9 protein-coding genes are annotated in these 21,116 nt (G+C 68.8%); 3 read left to right on the top strand and 6 right to left on the bottom strand.

What is annotated here, in order from left to right:
- Window positions 1-115: 115 nt before the first annotated feature.
- Both ABD466_RS12430 and ABD466_RS12425 read left to right on the top strand, forming a co-directional pair.
- Entirely contained in the window at window positions 116-1,225 is a 1,110-nt protein-coding gene (locus tag ABD466_RS12430; protein ID WP_344657139.1) for a pentapeptide repeat-containing protein, read from the top strand.
- 445 nt (window positions 1,226-1,670) lie between these two features.
- Window positions 1,671-2,243: a restriction endonuclease gene (locus tag ABD466_RS12425; RefSeq protein ID WP_344657138.1), complete on the top strand. Its 573-nt coding sequence runs from the start codon at window positions 1,671-1,673 to the stop codon at window positions 2,241-2,243.
- 298 nt (window positions 2,244-2,541) lie between these two features.
- Here the strand turns inward: ABD466_RS12425 and ABD466_RS12420 are convergent, their stop codons facing one another.
- The 4 genes from ABD466_RS12420 to ABD466_RS12405 are packed head-to-tail and all read right to left on the bottom strand — an operon-like array spanning window position 2,542 to window position 12,259.
- On the bottom strand, window positions 2,542-5,598 hold the full coding sequence (locus ABD466_RS12420; protein ID WP_344657137.1) for a pPIWI_RE module domain-containing protein: 3,057 nt from the start codon (window positions 5,596-5,598) through the stop codon (window positions 2,542-2,544).
- Window positions 5,582-9,307: a pPIWI_RE_Z domain-containing protein gene (locus ABD466_RS12415; protein WP_344657136.1), complete on the bottom strand. Its 3,726-nt coding sequence runs from the start codon at window positions 9,305-9,307 to the stop codon at window positions 5,582-5,584. The genes ABD466_RS12420 and ABD466_RS12415 overlap by 17 nt, the downstream gene beginning before the upstream one ends.
- Window positions 9,300-10,490 (bottom strand): pPIWI_RE_Y domain-containing protein, encoded by a 1,191-nt coding sequence (locus ABD466_RS12410; protein ID WP_344657135.1) that lies wholly within the window; start codon window positions 10,488-10,490, stop codon window positions 9,300-9,302. Before ABD466_RS12410 ends, ABD466_RS12415 begins: the two co-directional genes overlap by 8 nt.
- The gene (locus ABD466_RS12405; protein ID WP_344657134.1) at window positions 10,487-12,259 is read right to left on the bottom strand and encodes a PD-(D/E)XK nuclease family protein; all 1,773 of its coding nucleotides are present in this window, start codon (window positions 12,257-12,259) and stop codon (window positions 10,487-10,489) included. The genes ABD466_RS12410 and ABD466_RS12405 overlap by 4 nt, the downstream gene beginning before the upstream one ends.
- Before the next feature lie 165 nt (window positions 12,260-12,424).
- Between ABD466_RS12405 and ABD466_RS12400 the strand changes: the two genes are divergently transcribed.
- Window positions 12,425-13,624: a serine/threonine-protein kinase gene (locus ABD466_RS12400; RefSeq protein WP_344657133.1), complete on the top strand. Its 1,200-nt coding sequence runs from the start codon at window positions 12,425-12,427 to the stop codon at window positions 13,622-13,624.
- 161 nt (window positions 13,625-13,785) lie between these two features.
- On the opposite strand, the gene ABD466_RS12395 is transcribed toward ABD466_RS12400, so the two are convergent.
- Both ABD466_RS12395 and ABD466_RS12390 read right to left on the bottom strand, forming a co-directional pair.
- Window positions 13,786-15,852 carry an N-6 DNA methylase gene (locus tag ABD466_RS12395; protein ID WP_344657132.1) on the bottom strand — a complete coding sequence of 689 codons (2,067 nt, stop codon included), beginning with the start codon at window positions 15,850-15,852 and terminating at the stop codon, window positions 13,786-13,788.
- 245 nt (window positions 15,853-16,097) lie between these two features.
- Window positions 16,098-21,053 carry a DEAD/DEAH box helicase gene (locus ABD466_RS12390; protein WP_344657131.1) on the bottom strand — a complete coding sequence of 1,652 codons (4,956 nt, stop codon included), beginning with the start codon at window positions 21,051-21,053 and terminating at the stop codon, window positions 16,098-16,100.
- Window positions 21,054-21,116: the final 63 nt, after the last annotated feature.

The raw sequence follows: 21,116 nt of genomic DNA, 5'->3' as shown, positions 1-21,116 counted from the left end.
TCAGAACGAGGGCTCTGGCGCTGCCACTTTCGCGTTCCAAGCTCAATGGCGCGCATCGTCAACGCAGCGAATCGACTGGATTCGCAGAGCTCTGATGAAACGCTAGCCTTTCGGTATGAGTGGGGGGCTTGAGAAGCGCAATCGTCGTGGAGCACGTCGCCGCAGCCGCGAGCCTCGCCCATACCAGCCGAGGCCATTCGCAACCATCTACGGAGCTCTGCTGATCGCTGGCGTTGCCGGCGCTGCTGGGGTGTACTTCCTCCTCCTAGCGCTCACCCATGGCGGCGGGGCGGCGCTGTCGACAAAGCTCGACGTGGCCAAGACGGCGCTGCTGGTTGTCGGCGGTTCCGGCGCCCTGGCTGGGTTGTACGTCGCCTACCGCAAGCAGCGCACCGACGAGGCGAACCACATCAGAGACCAGGACAAGCTGTTCACCGAGCGGTACACGCAAGCCGCCGCACAGCTCGGAAACACTGCCGCTGCTGTTCGCCTGGCAGGCGTCTACGCGCTTGCCAGGATCGCGGACGACTCGGCCCGGGACCGCCCGACATGCCTCAGCGTGCTGTGCTCCTACCTGCGCATGGCCGTTGACCCGGACAAGGGTGACCCGGCCGAGACGGAGGTCCGCCGTACGGCGCAGACAGTCCTCGCCAAGCGGCTGCAGCCTGATCATGCCGGCTTCTGGGAAGACGCTGATGTCGACCTTCGCGGCTCACACCTCATCGAGTTCGACCTGTCTGGCGCAGTGATGCGCAGCATCAACGTAGCGAAGGCGATTTTCACAGGGGAGGCACACTTCGAGAGGGTCTCGGTAGCAGGGGACGCGCAGTTCGGCGACGTCAAGTTCGAGCACTACGCCGGATTCTTGGACACAGAGTTCGGAGGAGACGCCTGGTTCGGGGGCGTCGCCTTCGAAGGGTACACAGAGTTCAGCGGCGCGCAGTTCCGTGGAGACGCCTTGTTCGAGGCGGCAAGATTCCCCGGATACAGCACCTTCCGAAAGACCGAGTTCTTAGGCGCCACCGACTTCAGGCACGCGATCTTCACCAAGGACGCGAGCTTCTTCGAGGCGAGATTCGACAAGCAGGCGTCCTTCTACTGTACGAAGTTCGAGGGGGACGCGGAGTTCGCCGGCGCACACATGATCGCTGGCGCCGTCACGTGGCCTGACGGCCATTCCCCGTCGTCCCAGATCGAATGGACAGGACCCACACCGCACGACTGAGATGGCACCATGAGTGATCTGGATGTCTTCGCCCTATTCAGGGCCACGGCAGCCCTGCGGCTGTCGGCTCGCGTCTTGTCGCCGCAGCCGTAAGGTCGTCGGCAGCAGGCGTCGAGGATGACGGTCGATCGCGCGAAGCCCCTTTATCGAGTCTTGCCATCACCCGATCTTTTGCCAGGATGCAGTTATGTAGCCACTGTGCGTTGCGCTCGGACGTCGATACGCTTCGGCCTCCAGCGAGTGTCGACACCTTGGGGGGATCATGGTCGCACCTTCGACGCGTCGCTCACCAGCGTCCACATCCACGGCTCGTGGTCGACCTCGTTCGGTAGTATCCGCTGCCACGGCGCGTCCCCGACCTCGTTCCGCCCAAGCAGCTGGTGCCCACGCCCGGGGCGTGATTGTCGTCGCGGCGGCCAGCGGGACTACCGTGCTCCTCGTAGCCGTGACCGGCAGTCTGAGCTCGCTATGGCCGTTGATCCCGGCCGCGGTGCTCGTGGCCGCACTCGGCGCGCTGACGCCGATACTTCGCGCGGGGCGCGCTGAGCGCGACGCAGAGAGCCGCCGCTTGGCAGATTTGGAGCGCGCCGCGAGGCACCAGAGCCTGGCGGCCATGGACGCGATGTCCGGCAGTGACTTCGAGCGTTTCATCGCCGGACTATGCCACCGTGACGGCTTCACCGTCATCCAGCGAAACGGCGGTGCGGGTGACCTTGGCGCAGACGTCGTCGCCCAGGCGCCCGACGGTCGCCGCGTCGTGATCCAGTGCAAGCGATACAAGCCCGGGAATCCTGTCCCCGGACCGGACCTTCAGCGTTTCCTGGGCACCGTACGCGCCATCCACAACGCCGATGTCCCGGTATTCGTCACCACCGCTTGGCGATTCACCAAGCAGAGCCGCGAACTAGCGGCCAGCCAGCAGGTCGTGCTCATTGACCGCGACCTGCTCAGCCGTTGGAACAACGGCATCAGCCTCGACAAATACCTCCCCGCCGTATCACCGGAACCTCGGCGGTAGCCTCGAGCACACGTCGGAGGCATCCCCTCCAGGGCCCAGTCACGAGTCGATACGCGAACACGGTCGCAGCTGATCGCCTGGAGGCAGGCGGCGATCACCACTGCGACATGCCGCCTGCGCCCAGAAGGTCCGGGCAGTCACGTACTGCCCACTGGTGCACCATTGGCAGTCGGGATGGAGGGCACGAGCCTTTGCCAGAACCCTGGTGCCGATACCGCGCCCTGAAAATCGTCATCAACGGTGATCTTGGACTGCTCCCTGCCGATCTAGGCGATATAGCAGAGAGCAGCGTCACGTCTCAGAAGAGATAGTCAGATCCGTCGGGCTCCTGGTCGAGCCCGGGCATCCCGACGTCTGAGTCGTGCGTCTGCGGCTCCATCGCCGCGCTCCGTTGCCGCGGGATGAGCCCGAGCGCCGCCACTAGCTGTGCTTCCGGTCCGCTGACCAGGTCCTCCTCTAGATCGTCTCCGGTGCTATCTTCGTCGGCTTCATCGCCGTTTTCCGTGACGGTCGGAAGCACGTATTCCTGGGCGAGGCTTGCAAGGTGCAGCGGCAGCGGCAGAGCCAGCGCGTCGAGGTAGTCCGGTGCCTGCCGGAGTTGATGCATCGCCAGGGCGTACGCCTCGGGTACGTCGCCGTCGTCTTCGTGGCAGCCGGCAACCGCGATCTCGATCAGGTCGGGGTTCCAGGCGGGGATGTGGGTGTCGATCGTCGGCTCGCCCTTGTTCTTGCCCTGCCGCAGCGGTCGGGTGGCGAGTTTGTCCGCCTCGACGGCGGAGTCGCGGAAGGTGCTGGCTTTCGGGGTGGTGCTGTAGAAGACGCGTGCTGCGCGCTCGGCATCGTCGGCGACGGGTTGGCACCACAGGCCGGATGGCAGCCCGTTGACGCCGCCGGCCGCCGCGTTGCCCCACCACTGGGGGGTCTCGCGGCCGTCGCCGCTGCGGATGCGGACCAGCCGCAGGTCGGGGTCAAGGAATGCGGCCGGGGCGTGGCCGAGCTTGATCAGGTCGGGTTCGAGCTTTCCGTCCTGGAGCCAGGTCCAGTGCATGCGGGCGTTCTGCCCGTGAGCCAGCAGCACGGTCGGCTGGCCGCGCAGGGAGCGAATCATCTTCTGCAGGTAGCGTTCGGTGGACTGGCGCTGTTCGTCGAGGTTCTGCCGCCACATCTTGTAGGTAATGAACGTCTGGCCGTCGTCGCCAGTCGTTTCTTCTTCGACCAGCGGGATCTCGGCGTCCTTGACCAGGCGCAGCAGGAGGTCCGGGTACGGGATCCAGGTACGGCTTTCGGGGTCCCACCCGGTGAATGCGGCCAGCCCGGGCTCCCCGGGGACGGGGCTGGCCATGACGGTGACAGGGACGTGCTTGGCCAGGCGTGTCGGCCCGTCGGCACGCCGCTTGACCATCCACACGGCCGCGTAGCGCAGGCCCTCTGGGAGGCCGTTCCCGAGGGTGTGTTCGGGCATGACGCGCACGCCGAGCTGGCGCAGGCCGTCCTGCCAGGCCGAGCGGACGCGGTGGCTGAGGTTCTTCACGCTGTTGTAGCCCTTGGCGGTCTTGGGGACCAGGGCGAATTGGGTGAGGATTCCGGCGTCGGCCGCTCCCAGCCGGAGGGCGAACTTCGGGTCGTTCAGGCGCAGGCCGAAGTCCTTCGCCCGGTCGATTTCCACCAGGGCCAGTTGCGGGTGTGCCTGGTGGGCGCCGTCGGCGGCGAGGAAGGCGGCGGTGGCCGCTCGGCGCTCGGCGATGGCGGTCTTCAGCTTCTGGTTCTTGCCGGTGGCTTTCGGGGCGATGCCGAGCGACTCGCCCAGGCCGGCGGTGAGCCGCAGACACCGCAGCGTCACGGTGAGCTCCGGGGTGTGCCAGGTGCGCAGCACCGGAAGACCGGGGATGGCGGTGTCGAACGCGCTGGCCTCCACGGGGGCTCCGCCGGCGCCGTCGAGGCCCAGGACCTCGGTGAGGGCGGTGATCGCCGCGTCGCGGAGCTCTGGGGTCTGCCACAGCAGGCGCGCCTCGATGTGCGGCGTCGCCGCGGCGGACGTGGTGTCGGTTCCTCGGTCGAAGCGCGTGGTGGCGGCGAGCGCGGTCCGCCGGGCCCGGGCGGCGCGCTGTTCTGCGGTCTGCTTGGCCTGTGCCGCGGTGGGGGCGGGGCGCGGGTTGGCGGGGGCGGAGGTGCCGTGTGTGGTGAGGGTCAGGTTCGGCACGCGGCGCATGCCGTCGGGCAGGGCCTGCTCAAGCCACTCGATGATCTTGGAGCGTTGGTGGGACATCAGGCCGGCGCCGATGCCGTGCTTGCCCATGCTGGTGGCGTGGACGATGCCGGCGCGGACTCCGTCGCCGTCGCCGAGCCATTCCAGCGGGTCGGTCAGGAGCTGTGCGGGGTCGGGGAAGTCGTGGTCGCGGCTGAGCTTGTCCAGGATCCGGCCGGCGCTGTTGCCGCCCCACCGGTAGTCGCCGGTGGCGCGGTCGCGCTTGAGCTGCAGGACGGCGAACCGGTCGCTGGTGGGCGCGCCTTTGAGCCAGGGGATGCCGGTGGTGAGGTAGACCGATGCGGTGCGCTTGTAGGGCAGGTAGACCATGCCGCTGGTGGCGCTGGGGTGGGTGGCCCAGCGCCGGACTCCGAGGTGGACGTGCAGCCGGGGGGCGGGGTCGAACGGCGCGGTGTGCAGGGTGATGTTGATGTAGATGGAGAACCACCAGGTCTTCTTCTTCACCTCGTGGGGCAGCGGCTGGGAGACCAGTTCCGCGCCTTTGGCCCGGGGGCCGCGCGGGACGGCGCGGAAGCGCAGGACGCCTGCGCCGAAGTCGTAGGGCTTGAGTTCCAGGATCTTGCGGGCCAGGGCGTCGGGGGCGAGCTGGAACTGGCGGGCGGCGGGGGCGGCGGTGCCGCCGGCGGTGGTCTGCGTGCTGAACAGGTCGACGGTTTCCCGGCGCCACTGCGGCTTGTCGGCGCGCAGCTGTTCGAGCGTCTGGATGCGGGCCTGCTGGTATTCGGGTTCGGGGCGCAGGTCGGCGGCCCAGGCTCCGATCAGCCGGTCCAGGACGTCGTCGGGCAGCGGCGGCGGTTCGTCGGCGAGCGCGTACAGCCAGGCGTCCGCGGCTTGGTCGGCGCCGGGTCCCCGCAGGCGGGAGCGGACGATCAGCTGCGGCGCCAGGGCCTGCAAGGTGGCGTCCAGGCGGGAGGTGGGGGCGGTGTAGTAGGGGGTCTTGTCCGGGTCGCGGCCGAGGTTGCACAGCGCCAGGACGCAGGGGTCCCACTGTTCGGGGAAGGAAAGCGCGTCGAACGTGGCCTGCCACGGCGTCGCGTTGGCCTTCATGGTGTAGGCGGCTCGGCTGATGTCGTCATAGCGTGCGGGCACCGGATGCTCCCAGGGTTCGGGCGGTCGAGTTGGGGATGTAGGGCTGGACGGTGAAGTCCATGCCGCACAGGGCGTCGTACAGCGGCTGGTAGAGGGCTTGGACGAGGGCAGGGTCGGAGGGGTTGGGGAACGCCCTCGCGTCGGCGTCGGTCGCGAAGTAGGGGGCGAGGACGTCGCGTAGCTTGATCAGGAGCCCGGGGTCGTTGCGGCGCCGGCGGCGCGGCCCTGCGGTTTCGTCGTCCTCGGCCGGGGCCATGGCGTGGGCGTAGGCGGGGGCGAAGGCGGCGTCGACGAACACGACTTCGGCGGGGACGCCGCCGCGCACGAGGCGGCCGATGACCTGCCAGATGGTGACGAGCTGGTCCCAGGCGAAGCTGGTCTTCTCCGCCGGTGTGAGGCTGGAGTAGGCGTAGCGGCGGGACAGGAGTCTGCGCCATTCGCCGCGCGCGAGGTGCCGGAACGCCAGGCCGGCGGCGTCGAGGTGGGCAGCGTCGGCGACGAGCTTGCTGAAGGTACCGGCCTCAAGACCCGGCAGGTCGCGGGTGAAGCGGGTGACCCAGTCGTTGATCGCGAACACGGCCAGGGACAGGTCGTCAGGCCGCGGGTGGGGCCGGGCGAGGAACAGCGCGACGCCGAAGGCGGCGGTGCGTTGGGAGTTGAGGATGTTGTGGCCGCGTTCGACAGCGAGCAGGGGTGCGACCAGCAGTTCGGCGTCGGGGTCGTCGGCGAAGGAGGCGAGGTCGCCGCGGCGCAGTGCGGCGGCGTGGGTCAGACCGTCGCCAGGGGTGCCGGGGCTGTCGAGTTCGGCGTCGTCGTTGGCAAGGACGCGGACGCGGCCGGCCCAGCGCGGGATCTCCTCCAGCGTGTCGGCGGCGATGGTGGCTTCCTTGTAGCTGCCGACCAGCAACAGAGCACGCCGGCGGTGGTCGTCGCCGATGCGACGCAGTTCCTGGTCCAGGATGCTGGAGGTAGCGCCGGGCTGGGGTTTGCCGAGCTTGGTGACCATCTGTCGCAGGATGGTGTGCCGGGTGTCGGGGCGGGCGCCGGACAGGCGCAGCGGGGTGGCGCCGTCGTAGAGGAACCGCACGCGGAACCGGGTGCCGCGCACTGCGGCGATGGCGTCGGGATTGGGTTTGAGGATCGCGGTGACCGGGGCCAGGACGTGAGCGCGAGTGGAGGTGCCGGCCCAGCTGGTCCCGGACATGATCAGAACGTTGGGTCCGGGGCGCCCGGCGGCCGGGTCGGCGCCGAATGCCGGGAGGTTGAGCAGCAGTTCCCGACCGACGCCGGCGCAGCGGAAGAACCGCAACGTGCCGCTTCGCTGTTCGCTGCCGTCGGGGGCGGGTTCGTCGGGCAGATATTGGAAGCCCAGCACGTTGCCCATCGGGGCTTCGGGGACTACGGGGGCATAGTCCTGCGGGGGGCGGCGGGACAGCTCGTTGTCGGCGGATTCCAGCCGCAGGGCTGCCTCGACCTGGGGCCACAGGTTGGTCACGCGGTCCAGGCGGTGGTTGAGCACTGCGACCAGCAGCATGAAACGCAGGCGGGTGGTGTTGCGCTCGAGCCAGGCGGCCGATCCCCACACGTCGGCAGGGTTGCGTTCGGGGTCGCCGGGGGCGGGCTCGGGTTGGCGAAGTTGCCCGGTGGTCATGGGGCTGCCGTCCAGCAACACGTCGAGCAGCGAGCGCAGACGCGCCTTGGTCTCGCGTTCGCGCAGCGTGTGCAGCAGGTCCTGGGTCATGGCGACCATCAGGCCGGTGGCGCCGTGGCGCATCCGCCCGCGATCGCCCAGAGGATCGTCCCGGAAATCGTCGAAAGCCTCGGTCAGCGCCGCGCGCAGTGGCGCCCAGGGCTCGTCGCCGGCATGCAGCCCGGTCGGGTCGCCGGTCGCCTGGTCGTCGGCTTCGTACACGTCGGCGTCGTTGAGCAGGCCGTCGTCGTCGGCGTCTGCCGTGGCCAGCGGGTACCAAGCGTTGAGGAGCTTCTCCTGTAGGGTCCAGGCGGCGAAGTACTCGATGTCGACCCAGGCGCGCAGGTCCGGGTCGGCGATGAGCATGGCGTAGATCCGGTTGGTGGCGGTGCTGACGACGTCCAGGGCCGCGGTCCAGCGTTCGACGTCGCGATCGGACAGTTGCAGGCGCCCGTGCCGGGCCAGCTCGTCGATCTTGTGGGTGTGCAGGCGGTCGAGCCAGGACTCGGGGCCTTTGACGACCAGCGTTGCCGCCGGGGCGAAGCTGGTGTCGAGGTTCATCTGCACGCGGTCGGTCTCGTCGACGATGATGATGTCGCTGCGCAGGCACGCGAGCTCCAGACGGCGCAGTTTCTGCGGATTCTGTTGGCGGGGCACGGTGGAGATGAGCAGGCTCGCGGGGTTGGCGATCCAGATCAGGGCGTCGACCATGTCGCGGTCCGGGGCGTGCCGGGGGCAGGCGCTCCACATCGGACAGCTGTAAGGGTCGCCCTTGGGCAGATCGTCGTCATCTTCGTCGGCCAACCGCGAGGATGCGTGCGAGCCGTAGGGCGCTGGCAGGTCAGCGTCGCTGACCGTGGTCACTTTCTTCGGCTTGACGGGGTACAGATGTGAGCACGGGGCGTCGGCGTAGCGCAGAGGGTGCGCGGGCTCCAGGCCGCGCAGCGCGTCCAGCGGGCAGGCGGTGCTGACCGCGTCGAAGCTGGGGTCGTCGTGGGCCAGGAGGTTGTCCTTCCCACGGGTTGCGAGCCGCCGGTGCAGGCGGGCGGCGTGGCGTTCGCGGGTGCTGCCGCCGAGGACGGGGGTGGCGGCCAGGCCGAGGTCGCACAGCATCGTGGTGAGCGTCAGCTGTTCAGCGACGTCGCCGACGATCAGCGTCGTGCGGTAGCCCCGGTCCGGGTGCGCACCCCAGACGGCGATCAGGGTCATCAGGGTGCTCTTGCCGGCTCCGACCATGCCGACCAGGTGGGTGAGGCGGTCCAGGACGAGCGTGTCGGATTCCTGGAAGGTGCGGCCGTCGGGGGCCAGGACGTCAAGGTTAAGGTCGTCGAGGCGCTGCACCCAGTTGCCGAATTTCAGGCCCCGTTCCCGGGCTTCGTCGTCCATCCAGCGGGCGGTGTCGGCCAGTTCAGCCAGCGGGATCTGAAGAGGGCCGCGAGTGGTCGCGGGCACGGACGCCAGGTCGTGGCCGGGCGGCTCGGGCAGGCACAGCTGTTGGGGGATGGTGACTGAGGCAGGGCGGCGGCGTTCGACGAACCTGGCCTGTCCGGCCTCGGCCGGTGGCAGCGGCTCGGTGGCGTACCGGGGCATGGTCGCCAGCTGCTCGTCGTAGACCTGCAGGCGCTCGCGCAGCACGGTCGGCTCGACGGCGTACATGGGTTCGGCGCCGACCGGTTCGCGGTAGCGGCGCAGCCGCTCGGGCAGCTGCCAGTACGTCTCCAGGTGCTGGACCCAGACGTAGCGGCGGCGCAGCTTCCACAGCCGGTGGCGGACCGCGGTGATCCAGCCGGTGTGCTCGTCGGTCGTGGCGATGCCAGCGGCTGCGGCGAACGGGTACCCGCCGAGCAGGGTGTAGGCGCACTTAGGGTCCGCGGCGGGGTCCAGCCGCTCCAGGAGCCGCAAGTTGAGCTCGACCTGGAACAGCAGCGACGGTTTGACGTCGCGGTACTGCGGGTCTCGCGGCCAGTACGGCTTGATCTCTTTGGCTAGCTTCTCGTACCAGCCGCTGGTGTCACGCATCGCCCGCTCCCTTGTCCGCGGTGTGCTTGTGGAGGTGGACGCCGGTGTCCCCGGCCAGCCGAGCAGCGGCGCGCTCGACGAGCTGCTTGTCGAGCAGCAGCGGCAGGCCGGCAGCCTGAGGCGCCCGGTTGCGGTAGAAAGTGGCCAGGTAGCTGCCGTGGCTGTCTGCCTGGATCTTGGGGACGACCCAACACGCCTCGTCGTAGGCGGGTTCGGGGCGTACCGGCTTGGCGCTGCGGCCGAGCAGCCCGGGGTGTCGCCAGTCTTTGACGTCGACGGCCCACACGTACCCGTCGGGGAAGGTGATGCGCACGTCGTAGGCGTCGAAGCCGGGCCACATCTGGATGTTGAGGCGCCGACCGTCGGCGTCGAGTTCTTCCAGGCGTCGTTTCAGGTCGGCCTCGGCGCGGCCGGGGCCTGCGACGAACTGTCTCAGGGGCCGCACGAGCTGGTAGGGCTCGCCGACCTCGTCGACGACCAGGCTGCGATGCGGCTGGGCCGGCCCTTGCCGTCGGCAGGTGTCACGCTCGCACCACCAGGTGCCGTCCGGCAGCGGTGTGAGCAGCGTCAGGCACCGGCAGCAGGTCATGTACGCGCCATCGCGCAGGTAGCTGGCCGGAGCCGGCAGGTAGCACAGTTCGATCAGTTCCCGCACCGGCTCCAGGTACAGGTCGGTGCGGACGTCGAACCATTCGTCGATGGTGAGGACGGGGTGCTCGACCAGCAGTCGACGGAACGCGGTGTAGCTCTCCGGCGCGCCGGAGAGCCGGCACATCTTCATGGCCCTGTGCACGATGTCCCTGTCGAACAGCACATTGGCCGTGTCTTGGCGCTGGATCCACCACTCGTGGCACAGCTGGGTGGGGACGCGGGCGTCGGGGTCGACCAGGACGTCGTCTGGGCTGAAGGCGTCGGGCGGCAGCTGCAGTGGCCAGTCCTCGATCGGGCGTTCGGCGCACCAGGTGACCAGGTCGGGCACCGAGCGCGGCATCTGGCCGACGCCGCGCTCCAGGCAGGTGAGGATCATGCGGTCTAGGGCGCGTTGCGCCTCGTCTGGGTAGGGCAGTGAGAAGGAGGCCAGGCCGGTCTTGTCGGCCAGTTCGATGACGGCCCCGGCGATCGTGCGCAGCAGCACCAGGTCGGGGAAGCCGCTCCAGTCCTGCTGCACGGCGGTGTCGTTCACGGTCGGGCTCCGGTTGTCGGATCGGGGTGATCAGTAGTGATGTGTGCCTGTCCGGGGGCGCACCACGGCAGCGCTTCGCAGCCCGTGCAGGCCCGGCCGGGATGGGCCGGGAACTCCCGGTCGGCCAGCAGCGCCTGGGCGTGGTCCCGCAGCGCCGCCCGGGCCTGGGCGGCGACTTCGGGCCGGGCCGGGCTTATCTCCAGGAACGTGGTGTCGTCGGGGCCGAGGACTTCCAGTTCGATGAGGCTGTGGCGCGGGTCGCCGCCGAGGGCGCCCGCGTTGATCATGAGGACGGCGAGGGCGAGCTGCGGGTAGTTCTCCAGCAGCGGTTTGCCTTCGTAGACGCCGCCGGGCGAGGCCTTCGTCTCCCGCCACACCCAGCCGTTGCCGCGGGGGTACAGCAGGTCGGGGGTGTTGATGAACACCGTGTTGATGTCGGGGTCGAAGCAGGTGACTTGCTGCTGCGGCAGGGGCTGGGTGCCCGGGTCGAGGCCGTCCAGCGGGCAGTAGTCGGCGTGCTGTTCGAGCATGCCGCGGGCGGTCTCGGCCTGGTCGCCGATCAGGTCCGTCTCCTCCGGGGTCCAGCCGTCGGCGCCGGGCCGGCACAGCCGGGCTGCGGGTTCGGCGTGGCGGCGGTTGAGGACGGCGTCAACACCCCGACCCAGGCGGATCGCAGGGTTCTCCGGCAGCCCGGACTTCAGGTTCAGCATCCGCACCAGGTGGTACATCGCTGGGCAGTCGTGGTGGTAGCGCAGATCCGAGGCCGACAGGGTGCTGCGGGGCGGCCGGTCGCGGGGCGGCGCGATCTCCAGCAGGCCGCGGGCCGTGGTGAGCGCTTGGCATCCTGTGATGGCCTTGCAGTCCGCGCAACTCGAGCCCGGCCGGGTCCCGTCGCGCTCCACGGCGGCGGCAAGCGCCGGGGCGGCGTCGCGGGCGAAGGCGTCCAGGCACTGCTGGCGGTCCCAGTCGGCCAGGACGTGATGCTCGCCGTCACGGCATCCGAACTCGATGATGCGCACACGGTCGGGCGGCACGGAGTGCGCGGGCTGCAGGGCGCTGGCGGGGAGCGGGGCGTAGGGCTTCCAGCCGCCGCCTTCGGCGGGGCGGCCACAGACCACAACGTAGGCGGCTGCGGCAATCTCGGCGGCCGGGCGGGAGGCTTTGGCAGAACCTTGGGACGGCAGCCACAGCTCGCGCAGGGTTCCGTCCGGCGAGGCGTAGCGCCGGCCCCATGCCGTCTGCTCGTAGGTCGTGGCACCGCGTGCGTCGGGGCGTTCGCTGTGGCGGCCCGCCACCCAGTCGTGTCCGATCGGGTAAGTCTGGGCGCGGCCGTCGGCGGCGGCAGTGTTCTGGTCAGCGGCCCGGGCGGCCAAGAACCGGGTGGCGGCCTGGCGAGTCCAGGCGAGAAGTCCGGGGTGGGCCGGGGCCATGCGGTCGGCGAGGACGCCTCTGGTGTGGTGAAGCTCGGCGAGTGCGGCGTCGGGCTCCTGACCGTGTTCGATGCGGTCGAGGACGGCCATCAGCGGACCCATGGCGAAGGTCTGGACCGGACGCCGGGCGTAGGGGGGCTTCGGGTCGGCGGCCAGCAGCGGCCGGGCTTTGGCGGCGACGGCCGTAGGGCAGTCGCGCGGGTCCAGGCGCGCTGCGGCGAGGTTGGTCCGGATCAGGGTGATGGCACCGCTCGTGCCTGCCGGTGCGCGCCATCGCGGCGCTTCGAGGTCTGGTGCTGCATCAGGGGGCGTGGATGGCGGATCATTCCGCTCGGTCATCACCCGACTACTAAAGCACGGACCGCCGACAAGTGTAAACTCGGTTCACACACAATGCCCTTGTCGATCTTCAATACACAGTAGCCTTGCTTGCGGCACAGCGAGCGTCCGTGGTCCTACCGTCCGCAACCTTGACGGTCTCGGGGCCTTATCGAAAGGTGGAGCGTGAAGACCGGGGACCTGCTCAACGAGCGCTATGAGCTGCTCGAATCGCTCGGCAAGGGCGGCATGGCAGAGGTCTGGAAGGCGCACGACCGGCAAACGGGCAACACGGTCGCCGTCAAGGGCCTGCGACCGGAGGACTTTCTGCGAGCGTTCGAAGGCAACAGCGAGGTCTACGCCCAGCAGTACAAACTGATGCGCGAACGGTTCGGGCGCGAGGCCTCGGTGCTGCGCGCCCTCGCCCACCCCAACATCGTCACCTACCTCGACACCGGGATGTTCGGCGACGAGCCGTACATCGTGATGGAGTACATCGAAGGCCTTTCTCTACGGGAGTTCCTGGAAAGGCACGTCCTCGCCGTGTCGGCGGTTGCCGCAATCATCACGCAGATCGCGTGGGCCCTCGGTCGCATGAGCCTGATCGAGCCGCCGATCGTGCACCGGGACCTCAAGCCCGACAACATCAGGATCAACACCCGGGGCGCGGCCCAGCTGATCGACTTCGGCATCGCGCTGCCGGTAAGCCCGGAGACCGCCCGCTACACCGAACAGGGGACGACGCTCGGCAGCCGCGGCTACCTGTCCCCCGAGCAGCATGACGGGCTTGACCTGACGCCGAAGTCCGACATCTATGCGCTGGGCTGCATCTCCTACCTGCTGCTCACCGGCGAGCCCCCGTTCCCCATCGAGCAAGCCAGCCAGCTGAAACGGCGACACTGCGAGGAGATCCCGCCGCCGCCGTCGACCGCGGCTCAGTACAACGTGCCCGAGGCGATCGACGACCTGGTTATGCGCATGCTAGCCAAGGAGCCCGCTGAACGACCCACCGCATCAGAGGTCATCGAGGTCGTCGCACCGCTTCTTCCCCAGCCCGGCAACCCCGCTCCGAACCCGAGCCTGAAGCCCGATCCGACCGCCATGTTCCGCGCGACGCCCGACGCGCCGAGCGATGCCGGAGCGCCGCCCCCGCCCCGCGCAGCCCGCGGATCGCGGTGGCTCAACCGCCGGCAGGTGACCGACCAGCTCGCGTTGGCCAAGGCCGAGCGGGATCGCGGCCAGCCGGGGCCTGGCGGGCAGGCCCTCATCAACGACCTGCTGCCACGGGCTCGGGCCGAGTGGGGTCCGCTCGACCGCCTGGTCCGCGATATGGAGCTGGCCGCCGAGGACTACCGCCGCGCCTTCGGCGACGGCACCCACGGCTGACTACTTCGACGACGCCCGCTCCGGCCCGGTGCCGGTTCGACGCGCTGTTAGCGGCGGTCCCCCGCGCCGAGCAGGAGCCGGGATCGATGAAGCCGTCGAGCGCGCTGCGATCCCCGGCCAGGGCCCTGCCTCGAGCGGCGCGATGCCGACCCTTGTACCTGCTAGGCCGGATAGATGTTCAATCTGCCAGCAGCGAGCAGCTCGGTGGTCTCCTGGATCAGCTGCTCACCGCCGCCTGCGATCGCTTCGACGGCATGTCGCAACCGGTCGACGGCCTGGAACGCCGAGCCGTAGGAACGCTGTTCGTCCAGCGGCAGCTGAAGCACCTGAAGGCGGCGAACGTCGATCTTCGTGGAAGTGGTGGCGCGGCTGCTGGCGCGGCGGATGTTCGAAGCCGCGCCCAAGCACCCGGCGAGGAACCAGCCGTCGAACAGCCGTTTGTCGTGGTCTGCGACATACAGCTGGGGACCGAGAATCGTCGGCGGACCCTCGTGAACCCAAGCGCTGCGTTGCACCGTTTCGACACCGACCAAGATCACATCACCGTCAACGGCGACGACCGGCGGATCAGCGCTATCGAGAAGACGCGCGAAGGATTCGGCATCGACCCAGGCGTCAGCGCGTCCGCGTCGCACCAGGGCCGGCACAGTCAGCACCGGAATCGCGCCATCCAGGGGCGGTGTGCCCTCGTTCGCCTGGATTGCTTGCCCGGCTCGCAGGGTCAGTGCCCGCGCGCTTTCCAGATCCCCGACGGTGGTCGCCGCGGTAGGCACGCCGTCGGCGACGAACCCCAGTCGCCGCAGCACTGCCGCGGCGCTGCCAAGGCCGTCGACCGAACGCGCGAACTCGGCCGAGATATCGTCGAGCTGTTGGATGGTGACGGCGTCGGCGACTGGCACGTGCGCCGTCGGCGACAGATCGATCTGATCGTCTAGGAGCTGCAGCGCCGACTGGACGACCCACCGTCCGGCGACCGGCCCCTGTTCCGACGTGGGCTCCCCCGCCGCCGCCCGAACCGTCGCCTCGATCTCCGCCGCGATGCGAGTCCACTCGCCGGGATTCGAGCGCGCGCCATCGGCCGGTGCAATCGCGGACGCGTCGACCATGAACACGCCAGCGGCGGCTGCCTTCGGGTCCGGCGCTTGCAGCACCCAGAAGGTCAGCGATACCCCGTAGGGCGGTGCAATGCCGGCGGGCAGCGCGATGATGCCTCTTAGAGCTCCGGAGCGCACCAAGGCCGAGCGGATCCGCCGGCCAGAACGGCGCGAGGCTACCGCAGGCGGAAGCAAGAGTACGGCGACGCCGCGCGGCTGGAGCCGGGCCAAGACGTGCTGGACCCACGCGAGCTCCGACTCGGCGCGCGAAGGACTGCCCAGCAACCAGCGCGCGTCATCAGCGAGCTCGTCGTGGCCCCAGTCGCGCTCGTTCCACGGCGGAATGCTGAGCACGACGTCCGCATGCGCCTCCGGCAGCGGATCGGCGCGCAGGGAATGTCCCTGCCGGACGTCGCTCGGCGCCCCAGGATGTGCAAGGGCCAGGCGAAGGCCAGCGATGGCTGCAGAGCCCAAATCAGGTTCCACACCGACTAACGTCAATTTATCGGCGGCGAACCGCTGCGCGGCTGCCATCAGCAAGTCGCCGGTACCGCACACCGGGTCAAGCACGGTCAGCGACTGACCAGAGGCGTGAGTCTTCACGACAGCGGCGACGCCGGCCATCAGCCTGGCAAGGTGGGCCGCGACCTTGGACTGCGGAGCGTTGACCTCTGTCCAGCGGCCGACAAGGAAGTCCAGTGTCTCCCGCGTGTCCGCCTTGCTGGTGATCCGCTGCGCCTGCTCGGCAAGGCCGCGCCCGTCCGGGGTGACGCGCTTCGCGGCATCCGCCAGCGCGCCATGGAAGTGATCATCGTCGATGTGCGGCTGCGCAGCGGTCGCCAGAACAGCGGCCTGGAGCGTTCGGTCACCGATGTTCTCGATCAGCGGCCACAGGCGTGCCGGAAGCGTGTCCTCCCGCAGTTTCTTGTGGTCGCGAAGCCACGCTTCGATATCCACGAGTCGGAATTCCGGATTGGCTTCGGTACCGCCGTTCGGAGCGGGGAAGTCGGCGTGACGGTGGCGCCAGTTGCTCACCGCCGCGCGAGACACTTTGGCGATCCGGGCGATCTCAGCGAGGTTGATACCAGGGCCGTCTAGGCCGGGCAACGCAATCCTCCTACCGGGAACGATCATCTCACCTTGGCCCGTCCAGCACACGGCTGCTGGATCTTCGCAGGGCAAGCCAGGAAGCGGTGTGGCGATCGTATCCCATCAGCCGGTTAACTCAGTTCGCGCATGTTTGCGGGGCAATGCGAAGTACGTCAACACACCAGCAACCGCACGCCGGGGACAGGCCACCACGACACAGCCCGCCTGCGAAATCAGCGAAAGTCGAGGTCACTGAAACCTCGTTCTTGTTGCTGCGGCTGCGCTAATCGTCAGGAGCTGCTCGTCGGGTGCAGGTGAGCGATGATCTGTTCGGCACACTTGCGGGGGTCGCGAACGATCTCGCCGCCCCAGAACGCGAGCACGGTCCATCCGTCCGCCCGCATGGCATCGCGCTTCCGCTTGTCGCCAGCCTGCTGTTCCGGGCTGGAGTGGTGAGCCCAGCCGTCGCAGAACACCGCGACTTTGCGGTCCGGCCAGGCGAAGTCGGCAATCGTGATCGGGTGCGGGTTGCCGTCCTGTGAGCCGCGATCGCCCCAAGGATACTGGGCGTGGCCTCGCGGGGCATGAGCGTCGATAAGCGCGATCGCCAGGCGCCGCTCTATGGGCGATCGCGGCAGGCCGATGAACCCGTCGGCGAAAGCCGGCACCCGCGCGCCCTCGACGTCCGATGCCCCGATGAATGTGCGGAGGAAGTCCGCCGCGACGTGCCGGTTGAGCAGGTCGGTCTCCAGCTGGTTGCCATAGGAGCGCAGGCAGGCATAGCAGGACTTCTCGCAGTCGCAGTCGTCCAGCACGGGCACCAGTGCGGCGGCGACTTCGCCGAAGCGCTCGCCGAGTTGGCGAAGGTAGCCCGCGCCGCCGGGCACTTCTTCGTACAGGACGGCAAGGCGCAGCAGGGCGTCGCTGCCGTTCGGGTCGGGCCGGGGCCAGTCGAAGCCGGCGACTTCGTTGTCCCCGGATTGCAGGACAATCCGGCAGCCGAGGTCGAGGGCGGCACGGATGCTGGCGAGGAACTCTTGCAGGTTCGCCGGCACGACACCGAAGGCTTCCAGGTCGGGCAGCAGCTGGAGGCAGTCTACCTTGCGTTCGGTCATCAGCATGCTGTATCGCACGTCGTGGTTGCTGCAGCGCTTGTCGTGGCGCTCCAGCCGCTTGCGCTGGGCCTGGGTTGGTTTGGTCGTTCCCGGGGGCATGTCGAACCACATCCCGCACGCGGTGCAGACGGCGAACTGCTCCGGAGGCGAGCCGGCCAGCGCTCCGCGGACGATGCGTCCGCGGTTCAGGACGGTCAGGGCGGCGTTGCGCTCCCACTGCATCACCAGGCCGGGGCGCTCGAACAGCCAGGTCTCGGCGGTCTTTGGGGCTCCGAGGTGGTGGCTGATCTCGAACGGTCGCCGGGAGCGGGCTTCCTCATCGGAGGTGATCCGGGTCCGCTTCTCGGCGCGCAAGGCCCGCATCGGGATGGTGATCTGAGGGCTGAGCTCGGTGCTGTCGCAGGACAGGCACGAGGCGGAGGTGGCGTCGTTGACGGTGTCGCAGCGCAGGCAGATGTTGCGACTGGGTAGGCCGCCAACACCGTCGGCATTGACCAGGTTGGAGCGGCGCAGATCGATCTCGTCAACCGCCCACTTCGCGCCGCGCGCGTAAACAACCTGCCCCGGGGCGTAGTCCTTCAGCGCCCGCACCGAGTCGTGGGCGAGTTCCGCGGCCTCGCGCTCCAGGAACAGCGATGTGGTCTCGGTGGGGAAGGCATAGGAGGGTAGGAACCCGACCGAGCTGAGGTAGGACAGCACGTAGGCGCGGTTGCGGTCGGCGAAGCGCATCGCATCCAGGCTGGCGCCGATACCGATAATCGCCTGCCGGGACTCCGGCTTGGAGATCGTCGCGCTGGCCTGCCGCAGCTCCTCCTCCAACGTCTGCTGCCGGATCTTGTAGGGGGTGACCGCCGCATCCAGGTCAGCGATGAATTCGGCGACGACGCGGTGGCACCAGGTCGCGTCCAACCAGGGCATGTCGTCATCGGCGAGCCCGAGCCGGAAGGATGCATGAATGCGCTGGGCGATCGAGACGGCGTCAGCCGCGAGAGCATCACGTACCGGTTCGATGTTGATGAGCTCGCCAGCGGACTCCGTGTCCGGCGATACCAGATCACGCATCCACTGGGGCAGGTCTTCGCCGCACAGCTCCAGCGCGAGCGCCCGCGCATGGCGGGTAATCACACGCGGGTTGTCGGGCAGGAACGCCGGAGGGCGGATCGAACCGCGGATCATCTCCACGGGGCGCTGGTAGTAATAGCTGTCGTGTGGCATGGTGCCGGCGAACGTCACCACCAGGGCCACGCGCTCCTCGCGGCGTCCCGCCCGGCCGGCCCGCTGGGCGTAGTTGCTGGCCCGCGGCGGAACGTTACGCAGCACCACAGCCAGCAGCTGCCCGAGGTCGACGCCGAGTTCCAACGTCATCGTGCAGACCAGCAAGTTCAGCTCGGAGTTCTTAAACCGCTCCTCGATGCCTTCGCGGATCTCCAGCGGGACTTGTCCGGAGTGCTCCTCCGCCTTCACCTGCAAAGGCTCGCGGCTGTCGGCCAGCTGGCGCTCATAGTCGTCGGCGTCACCTGACCAGGGCTGGAGCTTGCCCTTGCAGTTGAACGTGACGCAGGCGTTGCGGGGTGAAGGGCCCGGCTGGACAGCACGGCAGGCCAGACAGCGGTGCAGTGTTGGCGAGGCAGGGCGGATCTCCATCGCCTGAGGGATCACCTGCAGCAGGCGCGTGGAGGATTTGCCCGCGCCGGCGGTGACGCCTTGGAGCAGGCCGTGCCGCTCCAGCAGAGCCACGGCGACCTGGATGGCCCGTTCGATGTCAGGTTGGTTGATCAGATTCGGGAAGGCGATCTTCGCCATGGCTCCGATGGAGCTGCGGGAGCTCAACTTGAGCAGATCCGTACCGTTCGGCGCGGTGACCGCGTTGCTCAAGCCGACCACTGGTGCCCCGATCCGCACGGTGGCCCCTGCCTCGAGCAGGTCGGCTTCGGTCTTGGCATCCAGGCGTGCACGGAGCAGCTCGTGCCCAACCGCTCGGCGGGTCCGTGCGAAGTCCAGAATCCGCCCCAACAGCCAGCGTGCGGCCGGGATGTCCGGCCCAACCACGTCTTCCAACGGCGTCAGGTGAGCGTCGTCGAGCTGCTCCAGGCCGGGATAGCCCACAGTGATCAGCCCAAGGCGATCCAGGGTCGGAGGGCGCCGCTCATCGCTGGCGATCTCCCCAAGAACGTCCCATTCGCACACGCGCAGCACACGGCGGCGCGCGTCCGAGCCAGCGGGGCTGTCGTACAGTTCGGATTCCTGGCCGCGCCGGAACACCTCCTCCACCAGCGTGTCGAAGCTCGCCGGGTCCGCGCCTTGTTGCGCACGGTCCCGAACCACTTCGACGATCAGGCGCCTCACCTGTGCGGCACGGGCGCGGGACCGGATGTAGCCGGCCTGAAACGCGGTGTCCTGACGAGAGTCTGCGAACACCAGCAGCCTGCGCAGGCTCACGTCATCGCTTTGCGCGGCCAGCCCGGTGTGCAGGCTAAAGGCGGTGGCGGTCACGGCGGCGGCGGTGCGCTGGGTGAACTCCTCCACAGCGCCGGCCGCGCGCATGTAGCCGCAGACCTTACACCGCGTGAGCTCCCTGCCGACCTCCGGGAGTGCGACGAAGACCTCGCGCATCGCCGACCCACACGCCATGCACTGCGCGCCGTTTCCGTCCTTGCCGCAACTTACGCAGCGCAAGGCCGGGAACCAGCTGCGGTCCTTGGCGTCGGGCTCGAACACCGGATCGGTGTGCAGACGGCGCGCGACGTATCGCAGCACGGGGCCGTCAGGGTCGTCCCGCTCCAAGTCATAGTCCTGCCCGCAGCCCAGACACACTCCGAGGGAGAACGTTGTGGTCGCGCCGCAACCATCATGGGCGCACTCGGTGGCGCCGTTGGCCCACAAGTGCTCGCCATCGCCGGTGCAGCGGGTCAGCCGCGGCATCGACCGCAGGAACAGGTGCACCTTGGCTTCCAGCACCGGCGGCCCGGCCGGCGTGTGGGATCCGGCCCCCAGCAGCAGCCATGCCGCCACCTCATCCTCGATCGCCTGAGGCTCAACACCGGAGCGTTGCGGCAGCTCCGCGACCATCTGAACGAGCTCGTCTATCCGGCGCGGCGCAGCCAGACGGCTGCGCAACAGGTCCACAAGCGCACTGTCCTGGGGGTCACCCAGCAACGCCCGAAGCTCGTCAGGATCACCGCCCCGAGCCAGCGCGTCGCGAAGCACGGCCGAGTCGGGAGCCGGGCCGAGGCGGGCCAGATCCGGGCTTGGGGTGATAACCGGAGTCTCTTCGACGATCGAGTCGGTGTCGAACGGCGTCGCGAACAGCGAGGTCGCGAACTGCGCGGTCCGGGCCAGCCCGGCCGCATGATCACCGCCAGCGCTTACGGTAGCTGACAGACCGATGCACACCAGATCCCCGTCAGCATCGACGTGACCGCGCAGCCGCCGCACCAGGCAGGCGATCTCCGAGCCGAGAGCGCCCTGATAGGTATGGATCTCGTCAAGCACTAGGTGCCGCAGCACCCCATCGCCGAACAGCTTGCGGTCTTCGCGGCGCGTCAGCAGGTACTCAAGCATCGAGTAGTTGGTCAGCAGGACGTCCGGCGGGTTGTTCTGCATGTGCTCTCGCAGATGCTGCGGCGTGCCACCGGTGTAGACGCCGTAGCGCAGCCCGAGCGCGTCGCACGCTTGTTTGACGCGATCCTCCTGGTCATTGACGAGAGCGTTCATCGGATAGATCGCGATCGCCTTCACACCGGGACGGTGCCGGGCTTGGTAGGCGTGCGCGATGACGGGGATGAGGAAGGATTCGGTCTTGCCGGAGCCCGTGCCCGTGGCCACCAGCGTCGACTCCCCGCGCGCGATGCGCTCGATCGCCTGGGCCTGGTGCACGAACAGCCGCTCGACCTGTGGAAACGCCCGGGCGATCTCCGCGGGAAGCCCCGCCTTGTCGGCCAGCTCCTTCAGACTTCCGTCCAGTTCAAAGCGCGGCTGTACCGAAAGGAACGGACCGCGCCACAGCAGTGCGTCCTGTTCAACGAGCCGCTCAAGCTGGCCGCGCAGCGACTGGTCCGCGACCGGGTACGTGGTCCAGGTGAATCGCCGGTAGTCAGCCCGCAGCCGCTCAGCCAGTTCCAGCGGGTTCATCAGTCGACCACCTTTCGCGGACAGTGAACATCAGAGGACGAGCTTACGTAACCCCACCGACGA

The sequence above is a fragment of the Catenulispora subtropica genome, assembly GCF_039531675.1.
GTDB classification, from domain to species: Bacteria; Actinomycetota; Actinomycetes; order Streptomycetales; family Catenulisporaceae; genus Catenulispora; species Catenulispora subtropica.
This window is presented reverse-complemented; position numbering and strand designations above follow the sequence as displayed.